Source organism: Achromobacter sp. DH1f (genome assembly GCF_000633435.1).
Classification (GTDB): Bacteria; Pseudomonadota; Gammaproteobacteria; order Burkholderiales; family Burkholderiaceae_B; genus Achromobacter; species Achromobacter deleyi.
The window spans coordinates 38,065-64,318 of record NZ_AYMF01000025.1; the positions used below are offsets into that span (position 1 = coordinate 38,065).

21 protein-coding genes are annotated in these 26,254 nt (G+C 68.2%); 10 read left to right on the forward strand and 11 right to left on the reverse strand.

Annotated elements, in window-relative coordinates; all coding sequences use genetic code 11:
- The first annotated feature begins 85 nt into the window (after positions 1 to 85).
- From U858_RS0120960 to dmeF, 3 genes are all read left to right on the forward strand, one after another.
- Positions 86 to 2,572 (forward strand): TonB-dependent receptor, encoded by a 2,487-nt coding sequence (locus U858_RS0120960; protein ID WP_025139119.1) that lies wholly within the window; start codon positions 86 to 88, stop codon positions 2,570 to 2,572.
- 157 nt (positions 2,573 to 2,729) lie between these two features.
- Positions 2,730 to 3,002 carry a metal/formaldehyde-sensitive transcriptional repressor gene (locus tag U858_RS0120965; RefSeq protein ID WP_025139120.1) on the forward strand — a complete coding sequence of 91 codons (273 nt, stop codon included), beginning with the start codon at positions 2,730 to 2,732 and terminating at the stop codon, positions 3,000 to 3,002.
- Positions 3,003 to 3,085: 83 nt separating this feature from the next.
- Positions 3,086 to 4,132, forward strand: coding sequence for a CDF family Co(II)/Ni(II) efflux transporter DmeF (gene dmeF / locus U858_RS0120970; protein ID WP_025139121.1), 1,047 nt, complete (start codon positions 3,086 to 3,088; stop codon positions 4,130 to 4,132).
- Positions 4,133 to 4,148: 16 nt separating this feature from the next.
- Here dmeF and U858_RS0120975 read toward each other — a convergent pair whose 3' ends face one another.
- The 6 genes from U858_RS0120975 to U858_RS0121000 are packed head-to-tail and all read right to left on the reverse strand — an operon-like array spanning position 4,149 to position 12,899.
- Complete coding sequence (locus U858_RS0120975; RefSeq protein ID WP_232786574.1) at positions 4,149 to 5,294, reverse strand: hypothetical protein; 1,146 nt, start codon at positions 5,292 to 5,294, stop codon at positions 4,149 to 4,151.
- Positions 5,287 to 5,931: a hypothetical protein gene (locus tag U858_RS0120980; protein ID WP_025139123.1), complete on the reverse strand. Its 645-nt coding sequence runs from the start codon at positions 5,929 to 5,931 to the stop codon at positions 5,287 to 5,289. The genes U858_RS0120975 and U858_RS0120980 overlap by 8 nt, the downstream gene beginning before the upstream one ends.
- A 38-nt stretch (positions 5,932 to 5,969) precedes the next feature.
- Complete coding sequence (locus U858_RS0120985; protein ID WP_025139124.1) at positions 5,970 to 7,823, reverse strand: ABC transporter ATP-binding protein; 1,854 nt, start codon at positions 7,821 to 7,823, stop codon at positions 5,970 to 5,972.
- A complete protein-coding gene (locus tag U858_RS0120990) occupies positions 7,820 to 9,580 on the reverse strand; it encodes an ABC transporter ATP-binding protein (protein WP_051593642.1) in 1,761 nt (586 codons plus the stop codon). Before U858_RS0120990 ends, U858_RS0120985 begins: the two co-directional genes overlap by 4 nt.
- A complete protein-coding gene (locus U858_RS0120995; protein ID WP_025139126.1) occupies positions 9,577 to 10,785 on the reverse strand; it encodes an MFS transporter in 1,209 nt (402 codons plus the stop codon). The genes U858_RS0120990 and U858_RS0120995 overlap by 4 nt, the downstream gene beginning before the upstream one ends.
- Positions 10,786 to 10,799: 14 nt before the next feature.
- Positions 10,800 to 12,899, reverse strand: a complete 2,100-nt coding sequence (locus U858_RS0121000; RefSeq protein WP_232786575.1) for a TonB-dependent siderophore receptor — start codon at positions 12,897 to 12,899, stop codon at positions 10,800 to 10,802.
- Positions 12,900 to 13,110: 211 nt separating this feature from the next.
- On the opposite strand from U858_RS0121000, the gene U858_RS0121005 reads away from it, so the two are divergent.
- Together U858_RS0121005 and U858_RS0121010 are read left to right on the forward strand one after the other, a co-directional pair.
- Complete coding sequence (locus tag U858_RS0121005) at positions 13,111 to 14,046, forward strand: AraC family transcriptional regulator (RefSeq protein WP_025139128.1); 936 nt, start codon at positions 13,111 to 13,113, stop codon at positions 14,044 to 14,046.
- A 79-nt stretch (positions 14,047 to 14,125) separates the two neighbouring features.
- Positions 14,126 to 16,684, forward strand: coding sequence for an autotransporter outer membrane beta-barrel domain-containing protein (locus tag U858_RS0121010; protein ID WP_025139129.1), 2,559 nt, complete (start codon positions 14,126 to 14,128; stop codon positions 16,682 to 16,684).
- Between the two features lie 85 nt (positions 16,685 to 16,769).
- Here U858_RS0121010 and U858_RS0121015 read toward each other — a convergent pair whose 3' ends face one another.
- Genes U858_RS0121015 through U858_RS0121025 form a run of 3 tightly spaced genes read right to left on the reverse strand, consistent with a single transcriptional unit; the run spans position 16,770 to position 19,681 of the window.
- Positions 16,770 to 17,699, reverse strand: coding sequence for an alpha/beta hydrolase (locus U858_RS0121015; protein WP_025139130.1), 930 nt, complete (start codon positions 17,697 to 17,699; stop codon positions 16,770 to 16,772).
- Between the two features lie 3 nt (positions 17,700 to 17,702).
- Positions 17,703 to 18,587 (reverse strand): alpha/beta fold hydrolase, encoded by an 885-nt coding sequence (locus U858_RS0121020; protein ID WP_025139131.1) that lies wholly within the window; start codon positions 18,585 to 18,587, stop codon positions 17,703 to 17,705.
- Between the two features lie 38 nt (positions 18,588 to 18,625).
- Positions 18,626 to 19,681 (reverse strand): sugar phosphate isomerase/epimerase, encoded by a 1,056-nt coding sequence (locus tag U858_RS0121025; RefSeq protein WP_025139132.1) that lies wholly within the window; start codon positions 19,679 to 19,681, stop codon positions 18,626 to 18,628.
- A gap of 192 nt (positions 19,682 to 19,873) precedes the next feature.
- On the opposite strand from U858_RS0121025, the gene U858_RS0121030 reads away from it, so the two are divergent.
- Together U858_RS0121030 and U858_RS0121035 are read left to right on the forward strand one after the other, a co-directional pair.
- The gene (locus tag U858_RS0121030; protein ID WP_025139133.1) at positions 19,874 to 20,467 is read left to right on the forward strand and encodes a TetR/AcrR family transcriptional regulator; all 594 of its coding nucleotides are present in this window, start codon (positions 19,874 to 19,876) and stop codon (positions 20,465 to 20,467) included.
- Between the two features lie 496 nt (positions 20,468 to 20,963).
- Positions 20,964 to 21,368 carry a PRC-barrel domain-containing protein gene (locus tag U858_RS0121035; RefSeq protein WP_025139134.1) on the forward strand — a complete coding sequence of 135 codons (405 nt, stop codon included), beginning with the start codon at positions 20,964 to 20,966 and terminating at the stop codon, positions 21,366 to 21,368.
- Here the strand turns inward: U858_RS0121035 and U858_RS0121040 are convergent.
- Positions 21,359 to 21,799: a MarR family winged helix-turn-helix transcriptional regulator gene (locus U858_RS0121040; protein WP_025139135.1), complete on the reverse strand. Its 441-nt coding sequence runs from the start codon at positions 21,797 to 21,799 to the stop codon at positions 21,359 to 21,361. The two genes, U858_RS0121035 and U858_RS0121040, sit on opposite strands and share 10 nt — an antisense overlap.
- 72 nt (positions 21,800 to 21,871) lie before the next feature.
- On the opposite strand from U858_RS0121040, the gene U858_RS0121045 reads away from it, so the two are divergent.
- The 3 genes from U858_RS0121045 (at position 21,872) to U858_RS0121055 (ending at position 25,002) form a co-directional block, all read left to right on the forward strand.
- Positions 21,872 to 23,008, forward strand: coding sequence for an NAD(P)/FAD-dependent oxidoreductase (locus U858_RS0121045; RefSeq protein WP_025139136.1), 1,137 nt, complete (start codon positions 21,872 to 21,874; stop codon positions 23,006 to 23,008).
- A gap of 140 nt (positions 23,009 to 23,148) precedes the next feature.
- Positions 23,149 to 23,628, forward strand: a complete 480-nt coding sequence (locus U858_RS0121050; RefSeq protein WP_025139137.1) for a type III secretion system chaperone — start codon at positions 23,149 to 23,151, stop codon at positions 23,626 to 23,628.
- Between the two features lie 12 nt (positions 23,629 to 23,640).
- Positions 23,641 to 25,002: a Fic family protein gene (locus tag U858_RS0121055; RefSeq protein ID WP_025139138.1), complete on the forward strand. Its 1,362-nt coding sequence runs from the start codon at positions 23,641 to 23,643 to the stop codon at positions 25,000 to 25,002.
- Between the two features lie 5 nt (positions 25,003 to 25,007).
- Here the strand turns inward: U858_RS0121055 and U858_RS0121060 are convergent, their stop codons facing one another.
- Positions 25,008 to 26,228, reverse strand: coding sequence for a hypothetical protein (locus U858_RS0121060; RefSeq protein WP_025139139.1), 1,221 nt, complete (start codon positions 26,226 to 26,228; stop codon positions 25,008 to 25,010).
- Between the last annotated feature and the right edge of the window lie 26 nt (positions 26,229 to 26,254).

Consider the following 26,254-nt stretch of genomic DNA (forward strand, 5'->3'; position numbering starts at 1 on the left):
CGAAAAAAAGATTGAGGGTTTCTCATTCTCATTCGAAAGATAGGGTGAGCAGCAAGCAACTCATCTCTATCCAAAGGAACTGACCATGGCGCCACGCCGCCCTCGACCCCAAGCCCGCCGCGCCGTCCCGGCGCCCGCGTCCCGCGCATCCGCCTTCGCCCTGAACCCCACCGCCGCCGCGGTCAGGATGGTGTTGCTGGTGGGCGTGGCGCTGGCCACCCTGGCGGTGACGGCGCCCGCCGCACAGGCCCAAGCTGCCCAGCCGGCTGCGCCCGCGCGCCAGTCGTTCAACGTGCCGGCCGGCCCCCTGGGCCCGGCGCTCAACGCCTACGCGGCGCAGGCCGGCGTGGAAATGACGGTCAGCGCCGGCCTGCTTGCCGGCCGCAGCAGCCAGGGCCTGTACGGCGCCTACAGCGTGGGCGAAGGCTTTGCCGAATTGCTGCGCGGGCAGGGCCTGCGGGCGGTGCGCGCGGCCAATGGCAGCTACACGCTGGTGCCCGTGGAAACCGGCGCGGACGGCACGACCGTGCTGCCCGCGGTGACGGTGCAGGGGTCGGGCGTGGCCGGCCTGCCAGACGTGTATGCGGGCGGGCAGGTGGCGGCTGGCGGCCGGGTGGGCATGCTGGGCGCAAAGGACTTCATGGATACGCCGTTCAGCACCATCGCGTACACCGAGAAATTCATCGAAGACCGGCAGGCCCGCGATATCACCGACGTGATCGCGGCGACCGATCCCACGGTGTTCAGCACCGGCATGGCCGGCATCATCAGCGAGAACTATTCGATCCGCGGCTTCAACTCGGGCATCAGCGACGTGACGATGAACGGCCTGTTCGGCATTTCGCCGTACTACCGCACGTCGCCCGAGATGTTCGAGCGCATCGAGGTGCTCAAGGGGCCGTCCGCGCTGCTGAACGGCATGCCGCCGGGCGGCTCGGTGGGCGGCACGGTGAACCTGGTGTCCAAGCGCGCGGGCGACGAGCCGCTGGCGCGCCTGACCACCAGCTACATGTCGGATTCGCAGTTCGGCGGCCATGTCGATGTGGGCCAGCGCTTTGGCGAGACCAAGCAGTTCGGCATCCGCTTCAACGGCGTCTATCGCGACGGCAACACGGCCATCGACCACCAGCAGAAAAAGACCTCGCTGGCCGCGCTGGCGCTGGACTGGCGCGCCGAACGCGCTCGCCTGTCGGCCGACTTCTACAGCAGCGAAGACCGCACCGACGGCCTGAACCGCGGCATCAACCTGGTGCCGGGCCTGGGCGTGCCCAAGCCGCCCAAGGCCACCACGCTGCTGAACCCCAGCTGGGCGTTCTACGACACCCGCGACACGGGCCTGATGGTGCGCGGCGAGGTCGATGTGAACGATCAGCTGACGGCGTACGCCGCCGTCGGCACCAGCCAGACCCGCTACAAGTCGACCGGCGCCTACCTGATCCAGGTATTCAACGAGGCCGGCGACTACCGCACCAACCTGGCCGACCTGGGCTTTGACGTGGAACGTTCGTCCGCCGAGATCGGCGTGCGCGGCAACTTCAAGACAGGCGCGGTGGGCCATACGTGGTCGATGAACGCCACGCACTACAACCATACGGACGAGCAGTACGGCCGCCGCAACGTGCTGTCGCAGAACTGGGTCACCAACCTGTACGACCCTCAGTGGGGCCCGGCCACCCGCTTCGACGCGCCCAAGATCTCCAAGGCCAAGCTGCGCCTGGTCAGCTACGGCATCGCCGACACGCTGTCGTTCGCGCAGGACCGCATCCAGCTGACGCTGGGCCTGCGCCGCCAGGAAGTGATCAGCGATACCTACAGCGTGGCGACCGGCGAGCGCACCGCGCGTTACGACGCCGCCGCCAACACGCCCGCGGCCGCGCTGCTGGTCAAGGTGACCGAGCACATCTCGGTGTACGGCAACTACATCGAAGGCCTGAGCCAGGGCGCCACGGCGCCGGTCACCGCCGCCAACGCCGGCGCGGTGTTTCCGCCGTACAAGTCCAAGCAGAAGGAAGTGGGCCTGAAGTTCGACCTGGGCGACTTCGCGCACACCATCAGCCTGTACGAGATCACCCGGCCCAGCAGCTACACCGATCCGGTCACCAACATGTTTTCGTTCGGTGGACGCCAGCGCAACCAGGGCGTCGAGTGGGGCTTCTTCGGCTCACCGCTGGACGGCGTGCGCCTGATGGGCGGTATCGCCTACGTGGACCCCAAGATGACCAAGACGGCGGGCGGCGTGAACCAGGGCAAGATGGCCCCGGGCGTGCCCAAGCTGCAAGGCAAGCTGGGCGTGGAATGGGACGTGCCGGTGGTGCACGGCCTGACGCTGACGGCCAACGCCACCACCGCATCCAAGCAGTACGTCAATGCCGACAACTCGCTGTCGGTGCCGGGCCGCACGATCTACGACGTGGGCGCGCGCTATGCGACGTCGGTCGCCAGCCACCCGGTGGTGCTGCGCGCAGCCATCAACAACGTCACCAACAAGTCGTACTGGGCGACGCCGCAATGGACCAGCCTGGGCCTGGGCGCGCCGCGCACCTTCATGCTGTCGGCCACGGTCGACTTCTGATCGACGCCGGGCGCGGGACGGCGGCTGGCCGTGCCGCCGCCCGAACGTCTGGCCGAAGGGCCGCCCACCCCGCAATTCCCTGGCGACGACCCGGGAATTGCGGTTTTTTTTGGTCGTCGGTAATATAGTCCCCCATACTATATTGAGCAGGTAGACCATGGCACACACCATCCGCCAGAAGGAAAAGCTGATTGCGCGCGTGCGCCGCATCCGGGGCCAGCTGGACGGCCTGGAGCGGGCGCTGGAGGCCGAAACGGCCTGCGGTGAAGTCTTGCGCCAACTGGCCTCCGCCCGCGGCGCGCTCAGCGGCCTGACGGCCGAAGTCATGCAGGGGCACCTGGACGAGCACGTCGTCCATGCAGCCACCGAGGCAGAGCGCGAGCAGGGCGCCGCGGAAATGATGGATGTGATCCGGGCCTACATGAAATAGCGGCTGCCGCTGACCTGGCAGCCGTCCCCACGCGCGCCGCGCCCGCCTTCAATGCGGTGCGGCGCGGACACCAGGAGCCTCCCATGCATCCCACCCCCACACACGAACACCTGTTCCTGGGCCAGGACCACCAACGCAACGAACGCCGGGTGTGGTTCGTGATCGCGCTGACGGCCGCCATGATGGCCGTCGAAATCATTGCCGGCAATCTCTACGGCTCGATGGCGCTGGTCGCCGACGGCTGGCACATGTCCACGCATGCGGGGGCGATGCTCATCACCGCGCTGGCCTACGGCTATGCGCGCCGGCAGGCCAGGAACCCGCGCTTCACGTTCGGCACCGGCAAGCTGGGCGACCTGGCCGGGTTTGCCAGCGCCGTGGTGCTGGCGCTGATCGCGCTGTTCATCGGCTGGGAAAGCGTGGTGCGGCTGGCCAATCCGGTGGATATCGACTTTGATCAAGCGATTGCCGTGGCGGCTGCCGGGCTGGCGGTGAACCTGGTGTCGGCGTGGCTGCTGCGCGGGTCGCATGGGGCGCATCATGGGCATGGGCATGCCCATGCGCGGGCGCAGGCGCACTCGCATGATCACGGGCACGCTCATGACGACAAGCACGTCCATGCTCACGACGACAACCACGCCCATGCCGACGGGCACACCCACGACGAACCTCACGCCCACGGCCACGCAGACGCCCACGCCAAATCCGGCCACGACAACAACTTCCGCGCCGCCTACGTTCACGTGCTGGCCGACGCACTGACCTCGGTGCTCGCCATCGGCGCGCTGCTGGCCGGGCGCAGCTACGGCTGGCAATGGGCCGACCCGGCGATGGGCGTGGTCGGCGCCGTGGTGATCGCGCGCTGGTCGTGGTCGTTGATCCGGGACGCGGGCAATGTGCTGCTGGATGCGCCGGCCGAAGGCGGTGAAATCCGCCGGCAGATCGGCCAGGCATTGCAGGCGGGTGATTGCCAGATCGCCGACCTGCATGTGTGGCAGGTCGGGCCGGGACACTTCGCGGCGATCGTGTCGCTGGCGGCGCGCCAGCCCCGCGACAGCGCGTACTACAAGGCGCGGCTGGCGCACATCACCGGGTTGTCGCACCTGACGGTCGAAACCCAGGCGGTCTGACGCGAATACCTAGGCTCTACTCGCAGGCCTGGGCGTCGCGCCGTGATGGGTCGATGCACGCCTGCCAGGTCTTGTCACCGAGCGCGGTGACCGGCAGGAAGCGGGTCATGTCATGCACGTACAGGAACACCCGGCCGGGTGTTTCGCGCAGCGCCTGGTGAAAGGGGGCAATCTGTTCGGGGGCCAGTACCACCTGGCCTTGCGCGTTGCTGCGGCCTTGCATCAGCACGGTCTGCACGGCGGGGTCCCACGAGGGCAAGGCGTCGTCGTCGAGCGTGTCGGCCGGCACGCGCACCACGCGCCAAGGCTCGTCGGGGATCTCGGTGGTGACGATCGGCGAGGCGCCGGCCGGCACCACCAGCACGCGGTCCGCCTTCGAGGGCGGCACGGCATAGGTGAGCAGCGCGTCGGGCCGGTCGGGATCAGGACGCGAGCGGTACAGGGCACGCAAGCTGCCATCCGCATTCAGGTCGCGCACCACTGCGCCCGCCGTGCCCGCGCGCAGGTCGATGGTGCGCAGCAATTGGCCTGCTTCGCTGCGCACGAAATAGACGGGGCGGGTGGGCGTGGCATCGCACTGGTCGGCGTACACGGCGCGGATGGCGCCGTGCGTGTCGCGGGCCACGCAGGCCTGGCGCACCAGGTGGTGGCCCGGCGAGAATTCGGCGTAGGCGGATAGGCGCCCCTGGGCATCGTAGGCCAGCCGGTAGCCGCCGGCATCCAGCAGGCGGCCGCGCACGATCTCGTTGCGGTCGATGCGGCACAGGCGGCCATCGGCGTCGCGTTGCAGCACGGCGGTAGTCGGCTGCCCGGCGGCGCGGGTGTAGACGCGCCAGTCCACGTCTTCGGTCCAGAAGCGCGGGGTGGGGTCGCCGTCGTTGGCGACCGAGATCAGTTCCGCTCGAGCCGGCACGCGTTCACCGCGCAGGCCCAGCAGGATGCCTTCGCCGTCCAGGAGCAACGCCAGGGGCTGGGCGCGCAGGCCTTCGGCGGCAGGGTCGGTGTTGAACGGCGTGGTGAGCGGCGGGCAGGCCGCCCAGCTCAGTGTCGGCGCCAGCGCCAGCAGCGCGGCAGTCAGCGCCAGGGCCATCTTGTGTCCGGTCGCGAGAGGCCGCGATGCGGGCAGGCTTGCGCAGCGCGGGTCGAACATCGGATCAGCCATGTTGCGCGTTATCCAGAAAACGTACCACGCCCCAGAATTCGCGGGTAATAGCGCCCAGCCGCAATCGTGGCCCGTCTTCGAATACCAGGAACGGATAGGCATCGCGTTCCAGCGTGCCATCCGGCGGCAGGTGATAGGGCTTGAAGCTGTCAGGGTCGTTGAAATGCCGTTCCAGCCTGCCGCCGCCGTCGATATGCAGATACCAGGCGCGCAGCGTCAGCGACGCTTTGCCGGGCGGCGTGTCGGTGTAGGGCCCGCCATCGCCGGCCACCACGGCCTGGCGCAAGACACCGATGGTCAGGCGCGCGGCACCGCGAAAGGCGATGCCGCCTGACACCGACCCGCCCGGCTGCGCGGCCAGTTGCCGCACGAAGGCCACGGCGCGTGATGACGGCACCACGGTATTGGCGAACAAGCGTTCGATATCCGCGTCGCTGGGGTCGCGCACCGCGGCCAGCTGGGTCAGGTCGTTTTCGAAGTCCTTGACCCACTGCTGGTAGCGCTGGGTCGCGGCCACGTGGTCAAAGGCATGCGCCGCGGGCGCCAGGGCCAGGCTGCACAGCATGAAGGTCAGGCAGGCGGCCGTGCGCTGGCGGTATGCACTGAGCCACGCAAGCACGGGTAACGTGAAGGGCATGCCGGGGCCTCCGGGTGGGCGTTGTGAGGGTCTGGCTGTTATGGCTGGGTGTTGTGTCGCATCAGAACCGCATCCGCCGCGGTCGGGCTCGCGGGGGATGCGGGGATTATAGGGAAAGACGGCGCAGGGAAAGACGGCGCCACGCCTTGCTGCGCTTGCCACAGGGCGCGATAGCGGCCGGGCTGCGCCAGCAGGCCTTCGTGGCGGCCCGACTGCACCAGCCGACCCTGGTCCAGCACCAGGATCCGGTCGGCCGCGACGATGGTGGACAGGCGATGCGCGATCACGATGACGCAGCGGTCCTGCACCAGGCGGTCGATGGCGGCCTGTACCGCCCGCTCGTTCTCGGTGTCGAGCGCGGCGGTGGGTTCGTCCAGGATGACGATCGGCGCATCCTTGAGCAGGGCCCGCGCGATCGACAGGCGCTGGCGCTCGCCGCCCGACAGGCGTCCGCCCGCTTCGCCCAGGCGGGTATGCCAGCCTTGCGGCAGCCGTTCGATAAAAGGCAGGCATTGCGCGGCGCGTGCGGCCGCAACGACGGCGGCCTCGTCCGCGTCGGGCCGCGCCATGCGGATGTTGCCCAGCACCGTGTCATCGAACAGATGCACCTCCTGGAATACGGTGGCGATCAGGCGGTGGTGGTCGGCCGGGTCCAGCGCGCGCAGGTCCACGCCACCGATCCGGATGGCGCCCGCCTGCGGGTCCGCGTGGCGCATCAGCAGCCGGGTCAGCGTGGTCTTGCCCGAACCCGACGGGCCCACCAGTGCGGTCAGGCCACGGGCGGGCAAGACCAGGTCCAGGTCGCGCAATGCCGGTGCGGTCGAGCCGGGGTACTGGAAACAGACGGCGTCGACCTCGATGGGCGCGGGACCGGGCGGGGGCGCCTGGCGCGGCCATTGCGGCAGCGGCGGCTCGGCCAGCAGTGTGTCGATGCGCGCCAGTGCGGCTTCGATCAGCGCGAAGATGGCGGTGTACGTCACGAAGGTCGCCAGCGGCTCGGCAAAGCGCACCACCAGCACCAATGCGGCGGCGAGCAGGGCGGGGTCCAGGCTGCCTTGCGTGACCCACAGCGCACCGACGCCCAGCAGGGCCAGCAACGCGGCTTCTACGGCCAGCGCGATCCACAGCGTGGGCTTGGCGCCCTGGCGATGGGCGCGGCGTTGCACGGCTTCGACCTCGGCCACGCGCGCCAGCAGGCGTTGCCGCGCGGCACCTGCGCTGCCGGTGGCCAGGCAGACGGGCAGGCCTTGCAGGTGTTCCAGTAGGTCGGCGCTGAGCGCCTCGTTGGCCTGGGCGGCCTGGCGCATGCCGCGGTCCAGGGCCGGCCGGCGCCAGCGGTACAACGGCACCAGGGCGGGAAACACCAGCAGCAGCGCCAGGCCCAGCCGCCAGTCCGCCGCCATCAGGGCCAGCGCCGCCACGGCCGGCGTGACGATGGCGGACAGGATCAGGTTGACCACCGTCACCACGTAGTTCATCTGTTCATCGACGCTGCCCAGCAACTGTGATGCCACTTCGCCGGCGCGCCGCTCTTGCAGCGCCAACAGCGGCATGCGGCGCAGCTGTTCGCCCAGCCGTACGCGCAATTCATGGGTCGCGCGGGCCATGTGGCCGTGGTAGTCAAAGCCTTGCGCGCGCCAGCGCAGCGCGGTGGCGGCCAGGCCCAAGGCCGTGAAGGCCAGCAGCCAGCCTGCCGAGCCGGGCAACGACGCGCCTTGCGCGATGCGCTGGAACAGCGGTGCGATGCAAGCCAGCGCCAGGCCTTGCAGCACGGCGGCCAACAGCAGCAGCACCAGGCTGGCGCGCAGCCGCGCAGCCTGGCTGCCGGCGCTGCGCAAGAGGCGGGCGCAGGTGTCCCGCCAGGGGGCGGTGGATTTGGGGGGCGGGTTCATGCTGGCTCCTTGCGCAGCGACGCGCCTAGCGTCCAGCGACAGGCCTGCTCGTGTTGCTGCCACAGCCGGGCGTAGCGGCCTCGCGCCGCCATCAAGCCGTCATGCGTGCCGGCTTCGGCCAGGCGGCCCTGGTCCAGCACCAGGATCTGATCGGCATGGCGGATGGTGGCCAGGCGGTGCGCCACCATGATGACCGTGCGGCCCTGCATCAAGGCCGTCAGCGCCGCGTTGACCGCAAGTTCTGTCTCGGGGTCGGCATAGGCAGTGGGCTCGTCCAGCACCAGAATGGGACGGTCCATCAGCACGGCGCGCGCGATGGCCAGGCGCTGCCGTTGGCCGCCGGACAGGCCCGCGCCGCCTTCGCCCAGCGGCGTGGCGTAGCCCTGCGGCAGCGCCGCGATGAAGTCGTGGGCCTGGGCTGCGCGCGCGGCTGCTTCGATCTCGCGCGGGCTGGCCTGGGGGCGGCCCAGCGCAATGTTGTCGGCGATGCTGCCGGAAAACAGCACGTTTTCCTGGAACACGAACGCCATGTGCTGCATCAGTGCATCGCGGTCCAGGTCGCGCACGTCGACTCCGCCCACGCGGATGCTGCCGGCGCCCACGTCCCAGAAGCGGGGAATCAGCCGCGCCACCGAACTCTTGCCGGCGCCCGATGCCCCCACCAGCGCGGTGACGCGGCCGGGCCGCGCGGTAAAGCTCAGGTCGCAGAGGGCGGGCGGGGCGTCGGGGCCGTAGCGGAAGGTGACGTGGTCGAATACCACGGACGCGTCCGTCGGGACGCCGTGCGAACCTCGCGGCGCGGGCAGGGGCGGTTCGGCCAGCACCTGCTGGATGCGTGTGATGCTGAGCTTGGCGCGGTCCACCATCTGCGCGAGCGACATCATGGGAAACACCGCCTCGGCCATGCCCATGCCCAGCAGCAGTGCGCCCAGCCACGCGGTGAAGTCCAGTGCGCCGCGGGGGATCCATGCCGCGCCCAGCCACAGCAGCACCGCCAGCGTGGGCATTGGGTTCAGCACGGCCAACGCAAAGCGCGCGGAAAAGCGCGATCCCCGATACCAGGCGGTGAGCACATGCAGGTAGTGCTCCAGCGCGGCCTGGTAGCGGCCGAAGGTGTTGCGGCCGGTGTCGAACGTGCGTACGGCTGGCATGGCCTGCACGTATTCGACGACGGCCTGGCTGACCTGCTCGCGGGCCTGGTGGTAGCGCTGCGTGATGGCCTGGTGGCCGCGCATGGCAATCGCCAGCACGCCCAGGCCTGTGAGCATCATGGCGGCAGCGGCCAGCGCCAGGCGCCAATCCAGCCACAGCAGCGCGGCCGCGCTGAGCAGCGGCATGGCGTAGGCGCGTGCGTACAGCGGCGTGCTGTCGGCCACGAAGGCGTGCAGCGCCTTGACGTCGTCGTGCGCCACCTTGGCCAGTGCACTGGGCCCCAACGCCTGCAAGCGGCCGAACGACAGCCGCGCCACGTGTTCGGCCAGGCGGGTGCGCAGCAGCACTTCCAGCCGGAAGGCCGCGTCATGCGACTGGTTGAACGCCGCCAGGCGCAGCATGCACGCCGCTGCCGTGGCTGCGGCAGCCAGCAGGGCGGGCGGCCAGGGAAACGTCTGCGGCATGCGCCACAAGGCGTGCAGGCTCAGCGCGACGCTCACCAATGCGGCGGTGGCGGCCAGCGCGCTCAGCAGCGACAGGCCCATCGCTACGCGGATGCGGCCGCGCACGGGGCGCAGGATGTCCCAGGGCGATGCCTGCTTCATGCCGCGTTCCCACGGTACAGCCAGGCGCTGGCCGCAATCGCCAGCACGGCCAGGCCGGCCGACAGCAGCACCACGCCGCCGTAGCCCAGGCTGATCGACAAGGTGGCGCCGGCCGCGGTCATGGCCATGACGAAGCCCTGGCTCAGGCTGTATTGCAGCGTGTAGTCGGTGGCGGGGCTGTCGGGGGACGCCTGGTCCATCATCAGGGTCGCCAGTACCGTGGCGGCCGGGTTGTACAGCAGGAAATACAGCACCACCGCCGCGCCCACCGCCACCGGGCTGTCCACGCCCAGGGCGGGCAGGCCGATGCCCGCGACGCCCAGCAATTGCAACCCGGCCGCGCCCAGCAGCGCCTGGCGCCGGCCGATGCGCGCCAGCAGCTTGCCGCACAGCAGCGCCGCGCCCACGCCCGCTATCGAGCCGAACACATTGACCACCAGGCCGATGCGCGCAAGCGTCCAGCCCGCATCGACCAGCGCGGGCATCAGGATGGAATACGCCGTGGCGCTGGACACGGGATACACCAGCAGCAAACCCAGCCAGCGCTTGCGGGCGGGCGTCTGCCAGAAGGCCAGCAGCCGGCCATACGACGCGCGGCGCCTGGCGATGGGCCGTTCGGGTTCGCGATAGGCCAGCAGTTGCGCCAGCGACACGGCGGTCAGTCCGGCCAGCACCCAGGCGCAGCCGCGCCAGCCCAGTGTGGGATACAGCATCAGCATCAGCCCGCCGCCCACCAGGTTGCCGACCAGGCCGCCCGCGATCTGCAAACCGTTGCCCAGGCCGCGCTGGGCGGGCGGCAGCAACCGGCACGCCAGCCCGTCCAGCGCAATGTCCTGCGTGGCCGACAGCACCGCGCTCGCCAGGCACAGCGCATAGACCACGCCGAAGTCGTCCTGCACGTCGTAGCAGCCGATGGCGATCAGCCCGGCGACCAGGCCGCCCTGCGTCAGCAGCAGCCAGCCCCGGTAGTGGCCCAGGCGGCCGATGGCGCAGCGGTCGATCCACGGCGCCCACAGCACCTTCAGCGGCCACACCATGCCCAGCAGATAGACCTGGCCGATGGTGTCCATGCCCGCGCCGCGTTCGCGCAGGATGGCCACCATGGCCACCACGAAGAACATCAGCCCCAGGCACTGCGTGCCGTACAGGCTGGCCAGCAGGCGCCACTCGCGCGGGGCCAGCGGCGGTTGAGGGATAGGTGTCACGGCCGCGCTCCGGTTCAGAAGGTGTACGACACGCCGACACCCAGCGTGCGGCCGCGCGCGGGCGCGCCGTAGGCGACCGACGGCGGGGCGAAGTAGCCATACAGGTCGTACTGTTCGTCCAGCAGGTTGCTGCCCCACACGTAGTATTCGGCGCGGCCGTTGGCGATGCCCAGGCGCGCGTCCAGCTTGTGGTAGCTGTCCAGGTCGAAATGGTTCTGCGGATCGGCGGCGCGCTTGCCCACGTATTGGTAGTCGACGCGCGCATGCAGCACCGGCGCCGACAAGCCCAGGAAGGCGGGCAGCGGCTTGCGGTAGGTGACGCCCAGCGTGCCATTCCAGCGCGAGACGTCGGGCACGCGGTTGCCGGCCTGCACGTCACCGTCGCCGATGCCATGGACCGCGGTCTTGATCTGGGCGTCGATGAAGCTCACGCCCGCCGTGAATGCCAGGCCATCGCCCGGCCGCCACACGGCCTGCAATTCGGCGCCGCGGCTTTCGGTGTCGGCGTTCAGGGCGCTGACGACGTAGGTGGCCGAGTCATACGACAGCAGGTGGTTGTTGCGCACGCGGTTCAGGTACACCGCGCCGTTCAGGCCGTACTGGCCGTCGGCGCTGTCGGTCTTGAAGCCCACTTCGAACGAATCGGTCTTGGCGGCCTTGTAGGGCTTGCTGTCGTCGGGTTGCGCGGCATAGTCGTTGAAGCCGCCGGGGTTGTAGCCGCGGGCATAGGTGGCGTACAGCGTGGCCTGCTGTGTCAGGGCGTACGACAGGCCGATGCGGCCGGTGGTGAAGCTGTCGTCCAGTTTGCGGCTGTCGGTCTGCACCATACCGCCGCCGTGGTACCTGGCGTTGTAGGTCTTGCGGTCCCACGACTGGCGCAGGCCCGTGGTGAGTTTCAGGCGGCGGGTCAGCGGGTAGGTCATTTCGCCATAGACGCCATAGCGGTCCGTGTCGAAGTCGCGGAACTTGGCGCTGGCGTCGCCGTAGGTGTTGCGCGGCGTGTCGTACGAACGCCGCGACGTGGAATACGACACCCCGGCGGCCCAGAACACGTCGCTTTGCGGCAGCGAGCTCAGGCGCAGGTCCTGCGTGAAGACGCGTTCCTTGGCCTCGTCCACGTTCCAGAACTCGCGGCTGCCGCGGCCCAGCGCGCTTTGCAGCTTGCCGTCGTAGACCACCGGCGCGATGTTGTAGGTATCGGTATAGGCCGAGGTTGCGGTCAAGCGGCTGCCGTCGAAGCGGTGATCCAGCTGCAGCGTGTAGCGCTCGATGGTCTTGCGGCTGTCCTGGAACAGGCCGGGGTCCATGTCCACCGACGCGGGCTTGCTGTAGGGCATCAGCACCAGTTGTTCGCCGTAGTGGCGCAGGCGGTGCCGCTCGGCCGACACCAGCGCGCTGGTGCGCGAGGTCAGGTCCCACAGCAGGCTGCCGCGAAACGCCAGGTCGCGCGGCTTGGACAGCGGGCCGCCGGTGCGGTCGTTCTCGATCCAGTGGTCGGATCCCGCGCTGCGAATGGCGAAGCGGCCGGCCAGCTTGTCGGTCAGCGGGCCGCCCACCGCCGCTTCGGTCAGGAACTGCCGGTCCTGGCCGACCTCGGCGCGCGCATAGCCTTCCCATTCGCGGGTCGGGCGGCGGGTGGTCAGGTTGATCGCGCCGGCTTCGCCCATGCCGCCGAACAGCGTGCCCTGGGGGCCTTTCAGGATTTCGATCTGGTCCGTGTCCAGCGTGCCGATGGCGATCTGGCGCGTCGACAGCGGGCTGCCGTCCACATTCAGCGCCACCGAGCTGTCGTCCATGCTCATCGGGTACAGCGCACCCACGCCGCGGATGTAGATGGTGGACACGTTGGCGCCGCCGGACGAGTTGACGTTTACGCCGGGCGTGGCGCGCAGCACCTGTTCCACGTTGAGCAGCCGGCGCTCTTGCAGCGTGATGCCGTCCACCACGTCCACGCTGTAGGGCAGGTCCTTGGGCGCTTCATCGGCGCCACGTGCATGCACGACAACGGGCGCCAGGGTGGCCGCGGTGGACGGGTCGCTTTGCGCATGCAGCGGAAACGCCATGGACAGGGCGAGGGCGCCCAGGGTCAGCGGGTTGGGGGGCGGAAATCGCATGGGGGGCCTTTCGGGAATCCGGGGTAAAGGGGTGGCACGCCGCAAGCAGGCCGGCCGGGGCCGTGATTGCGGGCATGAAGCAAATGGATAATAATGATTTCTATTCGTGTTTCTACCCGAATCCGATCACTCGCCCCGATCCGCTCACGTCCGCGCCGCTTCATCAGGCAAGACCTTCACGCCATCCCTTCCACGCAAGACGATCCCTGCCATGGCCCCCCAAGACGCCGGTCTACTCCCCATCTCCCGCGTGGTCGCCGACACGTCGGTGCTGCACCTGGGCCAGGACAGCCTGTGCCGCATCACGCGGCTGCCGCTGCAGGAAGGCGCCGAACTGGTCTGCTGGAGCAGCCGTTTCGCGCAACCCACCCGCATCGCGTTGCAAGACGACAGCGATCACATCCACTTCAGCTTCAACAGCCAGATGCAGGGCAAGGCGGCCTGCCATTTCGATGGCGCCAAGGGCGGGCAGACCTATGCGGTGGAAGCGGGCGCGGGCAGCATCAGCTACGGGCCGGGACGGCGGGGCAGCTATTACCAGCAGGGTCGTCTGGATAACGTGACGGTGATGGTGCGGCCCGAGGTGCTGTACGGCTGGGTGCAGGACCGGGATGCCGGCCTGGCGGACGGGCTGGGCAACGCCTGCTACCTGCAAGGCCATCGCGGCGCCGAACTGCACAGTGCGGCGCATCAACTGATACAGGGGCTGGGCCCGGGCACCGCGCCGCCGCGCCACGGCCTGTGGCTGCGCAGCCAGGCCTTGCTGCTGGTCAGCCTGTTCCTGGAAGGCCTGGGCCGGTCGCGCATGGCCTTGCCCTCCACCACCCAGCGCCGCCTGGCCCAGGTGCACGAACAACTGCTGGCGGACCTGAGCCGCCCGCCCAGCCTGGATGCGCTGGCCCGCGATTCGGGCCTGAGCGTGCCGACGCTGGTGCGCGCCTTCCGGCGGCACTATGGCCGCAGCGTCTACGACCTGTTCCAGCATGCCCGCATGCACCATGCGCAGCGGCAGCTCGCCGAGGGCAAGCTGTCGGTGCTGCATGTCGCGGCCGACCTGGGCTACAGCAATGCCAGCCACTTTGCCGCGGCGTTTCGCAAGCAGTTCGGGGTAAACCCGTCTGCGTTCAAGACGGGACGCGGCCGCTAGGCCTTTTCTCTCGGTGAAATTGGAACTCTTTCGGTTGTGATGTTACTGATCGGGATCGCCGATGTGCTGGAGTTCCGTCATGACCCTGTTCTGTACCCGTCCCTTGCCGCTGATGCTGGCCCTGACCGCCGCGCTGTATGGCGCACCGCCCGCTTTCGCCGCGGGCGCAGGGGGCAATGGCGGAGGGGGCGTGTCCGGCGGCGGCGCGTTTGGCGGACCGTCCCTGGTGGGCGATGGGGGCGCTGCGTTCGGCCAGGTCGGGCAGAACGGGACCGGCGTGAGCGGGGGCGCGCCCGGTAACAGTGGCGGTGATGTACTGGGGTCGGGAGGCGCGGGGCAGACTGGGATGCAGGGGCCGGTCGTGAGCTTGAACCCTTTCGCGTCCGTCGTCGGCGGGGGCGGCGGGGGCGGCGGCCTGATCATCGTCCAGTCCATGCTCGGACTCACCTCCATGGGCGGCAGCGGCGGTATCGGGGTGCAGCTATCCGGCGCGGCGGCGCACCAATTGGACAACCAGGGGTTGATCGTGGGCGGCGGGGGCGGCGGCGGTGGGATGATCGACTGGGGCTCAGTGCCGAATCCGATTCCGGACCCGGCCAGCGCGCGGGGCGGCCAGGGCGGCGCGGGCGTGCTGGCGCAAGGGACTGGCGCGGTGCTGGTCAATAGCGGGCAGATCTGGGGCGGCGGCGGGGGCGGGGGCGGTCGGGTGGTCACCCAGGACAGCAGTCACGCGTCGGTGATCCTGGTCAACCGCGGCGGCGATGGCGGCGCGGGCGTCGTGCTGGCGGGCGACACGCAGCGCCTGCTCAACCTGGGTGAAATCCGCGGTGGCAACGCCGGGACGGGGGGGCCGTCGGGCCTGGGCCAAGGCGGCATCGGCGTGCAGGTGACCGGCAATGACACCATCGTCACTCAACAGGGCACGATCATTGCGGGGCTGGACGGCGGCGGCACCCGCGGCATCGCCGTCTCGCTGTCGGGCACTGGCAATACGCTGGTGCTGACGCAAGGGTCCACGACCCTGGGCGACGTGGTGTTCAGCGCGGGGGGCGGCAATCGCTTGCAGATCGGTGGCGGGTCGACGGCCACGGTTGCCCTCACTGGAAATCTCACGTTTGGCACGACCGGCCTCTATAGCGTGCGCGCCACGCCCACCGCGATGGACCGGCTGGACATCAGCGGCCAGGCGGCGCTGGCGGGCGCCACGGTCGAGGTCGCGGCGCAGGCCGGCACCTATAACGAACATTTCAGCCAGGTGGTGCTGACCGCGGGCGGCACCTTCGTCAATTCGCGCTTTGCCGGGGTGACCAGCAACCTGGCGTACCTGACGCCGTCGCTGTCGTATTCGGCCGACGACAAGCAGGTGACCTTGACGCTGACGCGCACGGTGGTGCCGCCGGTCGATCCGGGGACGCCGGTTGATCCGGTCATCCCGGTCAACCCTGTCACGCCGGTCGACCCCGGTACTGGCGGCACGCCGCTGCGCTTTGCCGATCTGGTGTCCGGGCGCAACGCCCGCGCCGCGGCCAATGCGGTCGAATCGATGCCGGCCTCGAACAGCGTCTACGGCGCCGCCATCGGTCTGCCCGTGGGCGCACCGCAAGGATTTTTCGCGGGCCTGTCGGGCGAGGCGCATGCCACCGTGGCCGCCGGCCTGAACAATCTGACCAGCGCCGTGCGCAACACGCCGCTGGATCAACTGCGCGGCAACCTGGCCGCGGGCAGCACGGCGGGGGCGCCGACCGCCGCCGCCGGGGTAAGCGATGCCGCGCCGTTGGCATCGGCCCTGCCGGCATCGCAAGCGCGTCCGGCCTGGGCGCAATTGATCGGCAATTGGCAAAGCATCGGCGCCAGCGGCGGCAATGCCTCGGCGCGCCAGCACACCGGCGGCGTGTTCGCAGGCGCGGATGGCGCGGTGGGCGGCGGCTGGCGCCTGGGCGGCGCGGTCGGGTACACGGACTCGCGCCTGACGGTGGACGACCTGGCCTCGCGCGCCGATGTTTCCAGCTACAGCGCCATCGTCTACGGCGGCAAGGCCTTCTCGATCGGCGCAGGCAAGCTCAACCTGATGGCCGGTGCGGCGTATTCCTGGCACGACATCCAGACCCGTCGCCAGATCGGCGGCGGCGGACTGGACCAGACGCTGACCGCAGACTACGGCGGCAATACCACGCAGGTGTTCACTGAGCTGGGTTACGCGTTTGGCGTCACCGACGGCCTGACGCTGGAACCGTATGCCGGCGTCGCCTGGGCGGGTCAGCGCGTGCGCGGCTTCAGCGAATCCGGCGGCAGCGCGGCCCTGTCCGGCGAATCGAGCAAGAACGACACCACCACCACCACGCTCGGCCTGCGCGGCAAGCAGGCCGTGACGCTGGGCACGCTGGCCGGTTCCGTTTCGGCCGGCCTGGGCTGGCGTCACGCGTTCGGCGACCTGACGCCGACCTCGCGCCTGGCCTTCGATGCGGGCCAGGCCTTCACCGTCACCGGTGCGCCGATCAGCCGCGACGCCGCCCTGGTGGAACTGGGTGCGGACCTGGCCGTCAGCCGCGGCGCGACCATTGGCCTGGCCTACGCGGGCCAATACGCCAGCGCCAACCGCGACCATACCGGCCGCCTCGAAGTGCGCTGGCAGTTCTGAGCAAGCGTCGGCCCCGACGAACCCGGCTTTGCACCAGGCGATGCGCGGCGGCACGGATGCGCTGCGTCCGCCACGCGTGCCACTCTCACCACGCTTGCCTGGCCAACGCCTCGCCCGCCAGATCGAACAGCCGGCGTGCGTCCGGCGTCAGCCCCAGCATATGGATGCACGCATGCACCATGCCTGGCAGCAGGTGGTCGCGCGCATCCACGCCGGCCTCGCGCAGCTTGCGGGCATAGGCCTGCCCTTCATCGCGCAGCGGATCGTATTCGCAGATCAGCAACGTGGCGGGCGGCAGGCCGGCCAGGTCGGCGCGCAGCGGCGATGCATAGGGCGACGCACCGTCGGCCTCGTTCACCAGATAGGTGAACCAGCAATAGCGCATCACTTCTTCGGTCAGGAAGAAATTCTGGCCGTACGCCTGGTACGACGCTGTTGAAAAGTCGTGGTCCACCACCGGATAGCACAGCAACTGGTGGGCAATGGCCGGACCCTGGCGATCGCGCGCCATGATCGCGGCGGCCGCGGCCAGGTTGCCGCCCGCGCTGTCGCCGCCCACTGCGATGCGCGCGGGATCGATGCCCAGGCGATCCGCGTGCTCGGACACCCAGACCAGCGCGGCATAGAAGTCCTCGAGTGGAATCGGGAACTTGCTTTCCGGCGCCAGCCGGTAGTCCACCGACAGCACCTTGCATTGCGTTGCGTTGGAGAGCGCGCGGCAGGGGTTGTCGTAAAGCGCCAGCGAACACTGGAACCAGCCGCCGCCGTGTGCGAACACCAACGCCGGCAGCACGGCATCGGGCGCCGCGCCGTCAGGGGTGTAGGCGCGCACGCGGATCGGATGGCCCTCGTGGCCGGGCACCGTCCAGGTGTCGATGGCCGCCACCGCTTCGAGCGGGCCATGCAGTTCACGCAAGCCGATCTCGGCGGCCTCGCGGCGCGCCGCCAGCTCCAGCGGCGCAGCCACCGACGACAGGCGCCGCAGATAGGTATTGATGCGGGGATCCAACGGCATGGCTCAGCCCTCGCGCGACAGGAACGGCAGCAGGTGCGCCAGGAATTCGTCCGGGCACTCTTCCGTCACGAAGTGGCCGCAGTCCGGGATGATGGCGCCGCGCACGTCCGTGGCCGCGCGCTGCATGGTCACCAGCGGGGCATCGCGCGTGGCGTGCTCGGCGCCGATGGCCAGCACCGGCATCGTCAACGGCGTGCGGGCGCGCTCGGTGTTCTGGCGCACCGTCTCGGGAATCGCGCGGTAATACGCGAAGCCGCCGCGCAGCCCGCCCGGCGCCGCATAGGCATCGATGTACGCCTGCGCCGCCACGCGGTCGCGGCGGTGCGACCACTTGTCGAACATATACGTCAGGTAGGCCTGTTCGCGGCCGGCGATCAGCGCCTCGGGCAGGTCGGGCAGGCGGTTGAACATGAAATGCCACAGGAACACATTGTCGGCCGGCGGCGCGAAGATCGTCGGTTCGGGCGCCAGGCCGGGAATCACGGCCTCGGTCAGCGCCAGGCGCGAGACGACGCCCGGAAAATCGCTGGCCAGCGCATAGGCCACCCACATGCCGATGTCGTGCCCCACCACCTGGTAGCGCGCGTGGCCCAGCTGCGTCATCAACTGATGCAGCGTGGCAGCAATGGCGCCGGTGTCGTAGCCGCAGGAAGGGTGGTCCGAATCACCGGTGCCCGGCGGGTCCACGGCAATGGCCATGTAGCCCTGGGCGGCCAGCGCGTGCATCACGTGACGCCAGGTCAGCCAGGTCTGCGGCCAGCCGGGTATCAGCAGCACGGGTGTGCCGCTGCCGGCGATGGCGCAATGCACGCGCGCGCCGTTGACGATGAGATAGCGATGCGAAAAGTCCGCGCCCGCGGGAAGGTAGGCGTCGTGGGGATGGGTCATGACTGCGTGTCCAGATTCGTTATGGTTCAAGAGTGAATTCAGGCAATGCCGAGCAGCGTGTTGATCTGGCGCTGGTCGATCGCGGCGCCCGCGAAGTCATCGAAGATCTTGTCGGTCACCGGAATGATGTGCTGCTTGATGAAGGCCGCGCCTTCACGCGCACCGGTCTGCTGGTCCTTCAGGCAGCATTCCCATTCCAGCGCCGCCCAGCCCTGATAGCCGTGGTGCGCCAGCTTCGAGAAGATCGCCTTGAAGTCCACCTGGCCGTCGCCCAGCGAGCGAAAGCGTCCGGCGCGGTTCACCCACGACTGATAGCCGCCGTAGATGCCCTGGCGTCCGGTCGGATTGAATTCCGCATCCTTCACATGGAACATGCGGATGTGGTCCTTGTAGATGTCCAGGTAATCCAGGTAGTTCAGCTGCTGCAGCACGAAATGGCTGGGGTCGAACAGAATGCCGCAGCGCGCGTGGCCGCCGACGCGTTCATGGAACATCTCGAACGTCACGCCGTCGTGCAGGTCTTCGCTGGGATGGATCTCGAAACACAGATTCACGCCTTGTTCATCGCAGGCATCCAGCACCGGCAGCCAGCGGCGCGCCAGCTCGTCGAAAGCGGTCTCGATCAGCCCTTCGGGGCGCTGCGGAAACGGAAACAGATAGGGCCACGCGAACGAGCCCGAGAACGTGCCCATCTCCGTCAGGCCCAGCCGGCGCGAGGCCTGTGCCGCCAGCAGCAGGTTGCGGCGCGCCCACTCGGTGCGCGCCTGCGCATTGCCACGCACCTGCACCGGTGCAAACGTATCGAACATCGCGTCATAGGCCGGATGCACCGCCAGCAACTGACCGAAGATATGCGTCGTCAGTTCGCTGATCACCAGGCCGTGACTCGCCAGCATCCCCGTGATCTCGTCGCAATAGTCCTGGCTGGTCGCGGCCAGCTCCACATTGAAAAAACGCTCGTCCCAGGCCGGCACCTGCAACGCCTTGAAGCCCAGCCCGGCGGCCCATTCGGCCACGGCTGGCAAGCTGTTGAACGGCGCGGCCGCGTCGCTGAATTGCGCCAGGTGGATGCTGGGGCCTTTGAGGGTCTGCAGGGCAGGGGCTTGCTTGGAGTGCGTGTGCATGATGATTTCAGTCAGTGACCCGCCGCCAATCGGCAGGTTCAATTGTTTGTCAACCGACAAAGAATAGACCGAAACAGGCACCCCGCGCAAGCGCCGCTGCGCACATCGCTATCGTCAGGCGCGGCGGTACACTACGAAAAACATCAACTCTTCAGGCACGACATGGCAGGCAGACCCCGCGAATTCGACCGCGACACCGCATTGCAACAGGCCATGCTGGCCTTCTGGCAGCATGGCTACGAAGGCACGTCCATGGCCGATCTGGTTGCCGCCACGGGGCTGGCGTCGGCGCGCCTGTATGCCGCCTTCGGCTCCAAGGAATCCCTGTTCCGCGAAGCGGTCGAACGCTACGAAACCGGCGACGGCAGCTTCGCCGAAACCGCCCTGCAATCCGCCGACGTACGCGAAGCCGTCGAAAAAATGCTGCAGGATGCCGTCGCCACCTACACCCGCCGAGGCCGTCCGCAAGGCTGCATGGTCGTCACCGCCGCCACCAACTATGCCGCCGACAACGAGCCCGTCATGCGCTGGCTGACGTCGCACCGCAAGGCCCGCACCCAATCCATCATCGACCGCCTGGACGCCGCGCAACGCAGCGGCGAGCTCAAGCCCGGCACCGACGTGCAAGCCCTGGGCGACTACTACGCCGCCGTCCTGCACGGCCTCTCGGTACAAGCCCGCGACGGCGTCAGCCGCCCACGCCTGCTGGCCCTGATCGGGCCGTCCATGGCGCCGCTGGCCGAGGCCAAGGCTTGACGTAGCGCTCGTCGCTATAAAAAAAGTCCGCTTCAACCTGCGCCCCAACTCGCGTCCAAAACCAGCACCTCGACGTGCGTCAGCCCCCGCCAAATTGCAGCCGTCATGAGCCTGTTGCGTGCGTGGCCTGTGGGGCGGGGCGTGTAGATGCGCCCGACGGAATCCGAAGGAGTCGCCGAAGGCGAGGACGAGGATGAGGATGGGGAAGTCCGGAGCGAAGGCTCCGGACCGCAATCGTAGCCCCGCCCCACAGGCCACGCACGCAACAGGCGGCTCAAGAACCCCACTCGTCCACGTACAACAACGCGCGAGTCCAAAACCAAAAAAACCAGGGCCACTCCCCCTGGAACGCCACTTGCGGATACCCAGGTTCCGAGCGCAAACACCGCTCCGAACCTGGCCGGCCTTCCCCAAGCACCGGTCATTTCTTCAAGCAAGTGGCAAGACGACACCTCCCATGATGGACAGCGCGGCAACCCCGCACAGGAGAACAGCGATGGAACAACAGCAGACCACCCATATCGTCGGCGACCCCAAGACCTCGGCCCAGGGCCCCGGCCCCGAAGTCATGGCCGCCAACACGCTCGAAGGCAACGACGTCTATAACGCCGAAGGTGACACCCTTGGCGACATCAAGGCCATCATGATCGACGTGCCGCGCGGGCGCGTTGCCTACGCCGTGCTGTCGCGCGGCGGCATCCTGGGCATGGGCGAAAAGCTCTTCGCCATTCCTTGGGCCGCCCTGAAACTGGATACCGATCGCAAGTGCTTCGTGCTGCACGTCGACAAGGAAACCCTCAAGAACGCGCCCGGGTTCGACAAAGACAACTGGCCCCGCATGGCCGATGAAACCTGGGCCCGCGATCTGCACAAGTACTACAACCAGGACATCTACTGGTAGGCGCTTTCCACCAGGCGCAGCAGCAGGCGGGCCAGCAGCTCGCGTTCCGCCGGCTCGAAAATCGCACAGGCCTCGTCGTCCATCTGTTTCAGGACGGCGCGGCCTGGCTCCAGCTTGCGCATCGCCGCCGGTGTCAGCGACACCAGGCTGCTACGCCCGTCAGTCGGCGACGGTTCGCGCCGCACCAGCCCGTCGCGTTCCATGCGCGCCAGCAGTTGCGCCATGCTGGGCTGCTCCACCCCTGTCGTCTCGGCCAATGCCTTTTGCGTCATCCGGCCGCCACCCTTCAACGCCACCAGCACCGGCAGCTGTGACGCCGTCACGCCCAGCGGCCGCAACCGCTCGTCGACCTGTTTGGCCATGACGCGGGCGTACTGGTTGATGAGCAGGGTCGGCATCTGCCGGGGTTGCCAATCGACGGGGTCGGCCATGAATATCCTTTTACTTTAATAGGCACCTATGTAATATACATAGGCACCTATCAAGTTAAAGGAAATGCCGCCATGCCGCAACCCCTTGCCATCGCCATCATCGGCGCAGGCCCCGCCGGCCTGACCGTCGCCAATGTGCTGCAGCGCCACGGCTGGCGCGCCGACCTCTTCGAGGCCGACGCCGCCCTGGGCGCCCGCGACCAGGGCGGATCGCTGGACCTGCATCCCGGCGAAGGGCAATTGGCGCTGCACAAAGCGGGCCTGTTCGATGCCTTCATGGCGATTGCCCGGCACGAAGACCAGGAACAGCGCCTGGCCGACCATGCCACCGGCGAACTGCTGCGCGAGGAAATCCCCGAACCCGGCGCCGGCGATCATCCGGAAATCGACCGAGTGGTGTTGCGCGAACTGCTGCTGCAACGCTTGGCGCCCGACACGGTGCGCTGGGGCGTACGCCTGCACGAGGTAGTGGCGCGCCCCGACGGCCGCTACGACCTGCGATGCCAGGACGGCCTGGCAGGCCCCTACGACCTGGTGGTGGGCGCGGACGGCGCCTGGTCCAAAGTGCGCGCCGCGCTGACGCCCGTGCAACCGGCCTACACGGGCGTCACCTTCGTCGAGCTATGGCTTACTGATGTCGACCGGCGTCATCCAGAGATCGCCCGACGCGTCGGCCACGGCACCTATTTTGCGATGCATGGCGGCGCGGGCATCGTCGCGCAGCGCAACGGCAACGCCACCCTGCGCGTCTACGCCGCGATCCGCACAAGCCCCGAAGAAACCGACCGCCCCGATCTGTCGCTGGCCGGCATGACCCGCGAAGACCTGCTGGCGCGCTTTCCCGGCTGGGCGCCGTCGCTGCTGGCCATGATCCGCGAGGCAGACCGGATCGCCGCGCTGCGGCCCATCGTCGCCTTGCCGCCAGGCACGCGCTGGCCCCACCGCGCCGGCCTGACCCTGGTCGGCGATGCCGCCCACGTCATGCCGCCGCTGGGCGTGGGTGTGAACCTGGCGATGCTGGATGCGGCGGAACTGGCCGAAGCGCTGGTCGACGGCGGCGACTGGCGGGCGGCGCAGCAACGTTACGAAGCCCGTATGCTGGACCGCGCTGGCGAGATCGCGGCGCAATGCGCCCAGTCGTTTGAAGAGATGTTCGAGAAAGAGGGAGGGCTGGCCTTGCAGGCGCAGCTGGATGCGCATCGACGCTAGCTTCTCGCCGGGGTGGGCACGAAGCGCGCCCTGTGATGGAACCTCGCGGCCATGCCGGTTACTAATGCCTCGACCGCCTGAACCATCAAGGCGAAGGCCCTGGTGCGCCGACGTGCGCACCTCACCCCAGGGAGAGGACCATGCGTGCCGAAGTCTTTCGCTTACGTGTTGCCGAGCTTGGCCAGTTGCTCGGTAAACCCGACTTGCCTGTCAACGACGGGCAAGTCTGTTCGATTCAAGTGAACGAGTCATGCTGGGTGCATATCAGCTACGACGCTGAGCACGACCGGGTGCATTGGACCGCGCTAGTGGGCAGCGTCGTCGGCGCGGGCCACGCCTCGTTGTTCCGGCATCTGCTTCGCTGCAACATGCAAAGGGCTCTGACCGCCGGCGGCTATTTCGGCGTAAGCGAGCTGACTGACGCCATCACCTATTGCTATCACGAACCGCTGGAGACCCTGCACGCACAGCGTTTTGGCGCCGTGTTCGAGTCCTTCAGTGGCATGGCGACGTATTGGACTGCGCGGCTGGCAGAGCGCGCCGCGCGGCAAAACGCAGTTGATGAGAGCGTGGCTACCGCAAGCGCCGGCGATCCGGGCGCATTGATCAACCGGGCCTGAGGAGGGTAAGACATGGGCATCGAGAGCAATATCCAGAATCCAGTCGGAATGGAACAATGGCGGCAGATCGCACAGGCGGGCGACACGATGCGGGTGGTCCTGAACGGCAGCGGCGGCGTCCATGGTCAGGATGCGCCGCAGACTGCGCCCGACTACGCAGTTCAAAACCAGCAGGCATTCGACAACCTGTTCTCGGCTTTGCATGGGACGGGGCATTCCGATGAGGCGATGGGAGTGCTGCGTGACTTATTGGAACGCACGCGGGATAGCGGCCTGCCGCTGACCGGCGCTTTGGTGCATCAAGCGCTGCATGTGGCCGATGACTTCGCGCCGCCGGATTGCGTGGCGCTATGCCGAAAGTGGGATGTCATCGGTCAGACAGACGTATTGTCGCCGCGTACCGATTTGGGCTATGCGTTCCACAGCGAACTCGACATCGTCATGATGAACCGGTTGATTACGCAGTTCGGCGCCGACGCCCAGCCCGGGCAGATGCGGCAAGGGCTGGAAGAGATGATTGCCCAATTGCGTGATGCACAGGGGATCGGCCCGGAAATTCGAGAAAAGACCGATTCGGTGCTGCGCATGCGGTTGGAGCAGGTTCGTTTCGGAGAACGTGCCGAACAGCTGACGCACACCTCATTGGGCGAGCTCGAGGATGCTGCCAGCGATGTCTACAAGCTGGTTATGGACGGGCAACACCACGCTTATGGTGCGGCCTACTTCGAGAACGAGCGCGGCTACATGGCAGGTATGTTGAGTGCCTTGAACCTGATGCTGGACGAAGTGACACAGCCATTGACCGCGGATAGCTACCTGGCCTTGCACGACACCGCAGTGGCAGGGGTGCACAAGCGCGACCAGATGGGAACGGGTAGCCTGTTTCAGCAGGGGTATCGGGACAACGAAGGGGTCATGTTCGGCTTGGGCCTGAGCAACTGGTCCGTGGAAGGCAGGCTGGAATTCGAGGCTTCGGCCAAGGCGAGCGATCCCCAGGCCTGGGTGAGAGTTATGCAGCATCCCGTGCAACTGGCGGACTACGTGGTGGCGCAGGCCAAGCCGGCGCAGCAATGCAGGGAAAAGGCGGCCGCCATCATCCAGACCTACCACGATGAGCTCGCCCTGGCGCAGGATGAAGAAGGCAAGCTCGCCTGCATCGCCAAGTGTTGCCAGGATCTTGATCAGCATCACCTTTTCGCGGACGGCAACATCCGCACCGCGGCGTTCCTGACGCTCAACAAGCTGCTGCTGCAGAACGACATGAGTCCAGCGCTGTTCAAGGATCCTAATGTGCTGGACATGCATTCGATCAAAGAGATCGTCGATTTCATCCGGACAGGGCAAGCGCTGTACGGCGAGTTGCTGTCGACCTGATCGCCTCAGTCGGTCGCCAGGTACGCCTGCCCGCCCGGCTTCAGGTACGGCGTCAGATCGCTGAACGGCACCAGCGCCAGCGTGCCCAGGCAGATGCCCGACGCGTGGCCCACGCCGGACACCGACAGGCTCAGCGCGCCGGGTGCCTGGGCGCCCAGCACCAGGTTGTCGGGCCACAGGCTGGCGCAGCCATCCTTGGACGGGTCCTTGGTGGTGCCTTCGGCTTCGGCAGCGGCCAGCGTGCGTTGCACGGTGGCCGTGATGTCGACCAGGGTCGCGCTGGCCTGGGGGCGGCCACGGCCGCGCGGCGCGTAGGCGTCGAAGACGCGGTTCCAGTCCAGGTATTCGCCGCGCAGCAGGTCGTAGGTGTAGGGTTCGAAATGGTTGTCGGGGTGCGCGCCGCCGCAATCCAGGCTGCCGCTTTCGGTCACCGTCATCAGTGCGCGCGACAGCCAGGTGACGGTGATGACCTCATCGTCGACATTGCCCAGCGTGCCTGCACCGGGAAAATCACCCATGCGGGTGTAGGCCTCGGCTTTGCATTGCAGCGCGCCCAGGCTCTTTTGCCAATGGCGCTGTTCCAGCAGGTGATTCACGCGCGTGCGGACCTGTTCATCCGGATGGCGCGTCAAGCGCGGATACGGAAACTGCGTGCGCGGATCGCGCCACATGCGGTAGGCCACCGCGCCCTGGCTGATTTCGTCGCCCACCGGTTCGGCGTGGCCGGTCAGCTTCAGCGTGTCGTAGGGGGCTTGCTCGGCGTTGATCTCGGGCAAGGTCGCAATGCCGTTGTGGACTTCGGTGGCCGGCCGCGCCTTGGGGTCGTATTCGGCCACGCGGCGCAGTTCGAATGCGCGCGGCTTGCCGTTGCGCGCATCCGTCCAGGTGCCGCGATACCCCTGCGCATCCAGCGTGCCCTGCCAGGTGGCCGCGGTGGGCGGCGTCTCGGCCGCTGCCGTATTGCCCGGTTGATCGCGCTTCCAGAAGGGCGGCGGTTCCGCCAGCGCCTGCGCAGTGCCGCGCAGGGGAATGTCGACGCCCGTCTTCGGGTAGAAGTAGCGCCCGCTCAGCACGCCGTCCGCGGCCGCCTGGGCATCCAGTTCCATCACGACTTCGCCGGCGCCTTGCAGCGTACCGGTGTAGACGACTTTCGGGGCGGCGTGGGCGGCGCCGAGAGACAGCGCGGCAAGCAGGCAGCCGTGCAAACGGGTGGAGAAGCGGGGCATCGGATCGCCGTCCAGGAGTTTGGGGG

Coding starts and splice junctions, on each gene's coding strand:
- U858_RS0121060 (WP_025139139.1), bottom strand. CDS start 26,228: ATGCCCCGCTTCTCCACCCGTTTGCACGGCTGCCTGCTTGCCGCGCTG.
- U858_RS0121010 (WP_025139129.1), top strand. CDS start 14,126: ATGACCCTGTTCTGTACCCGTCCCTTGCCGCTGATGCTGGCCCTGACC.
- U858_RS0120975 (WP_232786574.1), bottom strand. CDS start 5,294: ATGGCTGATCCGATGTTCGACCCGCGCTGCGCAAGCCTGCCCGCATCG.
- U858_RS0120990 (WP_051593642.1), bottom strand. CDS start 9,580: ATGAAGCAGGCATCGCCCTGGGACATCCTGCGCCCCGTGCGCGGCCGC.
- U858_RS0120980 (WP_025139123.1), bottom strand. CDS start 5,931: ATGCCCTTCACGTTACCCGTGCTTGCGTGGCTCAGTGCATACCGCCAG.
- U858_RS0121005 (WP_025139128.1), top strand. CDS start 13,111: ATGGCCCCCCAAGACGCCGGTCTACTCCCCATCTCCCGCGTGGTCGCC.
- U858_RS0120965 (WP_025139120.1), top strand. CDS start 2,730: ATGGCACACACCATCCGCCAGAAGGAAAAGCTGATTGCGCGCGTGCGC.
- U858_RS0121055 (WP_025139138.1), top strand. CDS start 23,641: ATGGGCATCGAGAGCAATATCCAGAATCCAGTCGGAATGGAACAATGG.
- U858_RS0121040 (WP_025139135.1), bottom strand. CDS start 21,799: ATGGCCGACCCCGTCGATTGGCAACCCCGGCAGATGCCGACCCTGCTC.
- U858_RS0121020 (WP_025139131.1), bottom strand. CDS start 18,587: ATGACCCATCCCCACGACGCCTACCTTCCCGCGGGCGCGGACTTTTCG.
- U858_RS0121050 (WP_025139137.1), top strand. CDS start 23,149: ATGCGTGCCGAAGTCTTTCGCTTACGTGTTGCCGAGCTTGGCCAGTTG.
- U858_RS0121045 (WP_025139136.1), top strand. CDS start 21,872: ATGCCGCAACCCCTTGCCATCGCCATCATCGGCGCAGGCCCCGCCGGC.
- U858_RS0121015 (WP_025139130.1), bottom strand. CDS start 17,699: ATGCCGTTGGATCCCCGCATCAATACCTATCTGCGGCGCCTGTCGTCG.
- U858_RS0121000 (WP_232786575.1), bottom strand. CDS start 12,899: ATGCGATTTCCGCCCCCCAACCCGCTGACCCTGGGCGCCCTCGCCCTG.
- U858_RS0120960 (WP_025139119.1), top strand. CDS start 86: ATGGCGCCACGCCGCCCTCGACCCCAAGCCCGCCGCGCCGTCCCGGCG.
- U858_RS0121035 (WP_025139134.1), top strand. CDS start 20,964: ATGGAACAACAGCAGACCACCCATATCGTCGGCGACCCCAAGACCTCG.
- U858_RS0120985 (WP_025139124.1), bottom strand. CDS start 7,823: ATGAACCCGCCCCCCAAATCCACCGCCCCCTGGCGGGACACCTGCGCC.
- U858_RS0121030 (WP_025139133.1), top strand. CDS start 19,874: ATGGCAGGCAGACCCCGCGAATTCGACCGCGACACCGCATTGCAACAG.
- dmeF (WP_025139121.1), top strand. CDS start 3,086: ATGCATCCCACCCCCACACACGAACACCTGTTCCTGGGCCAGGACCAC.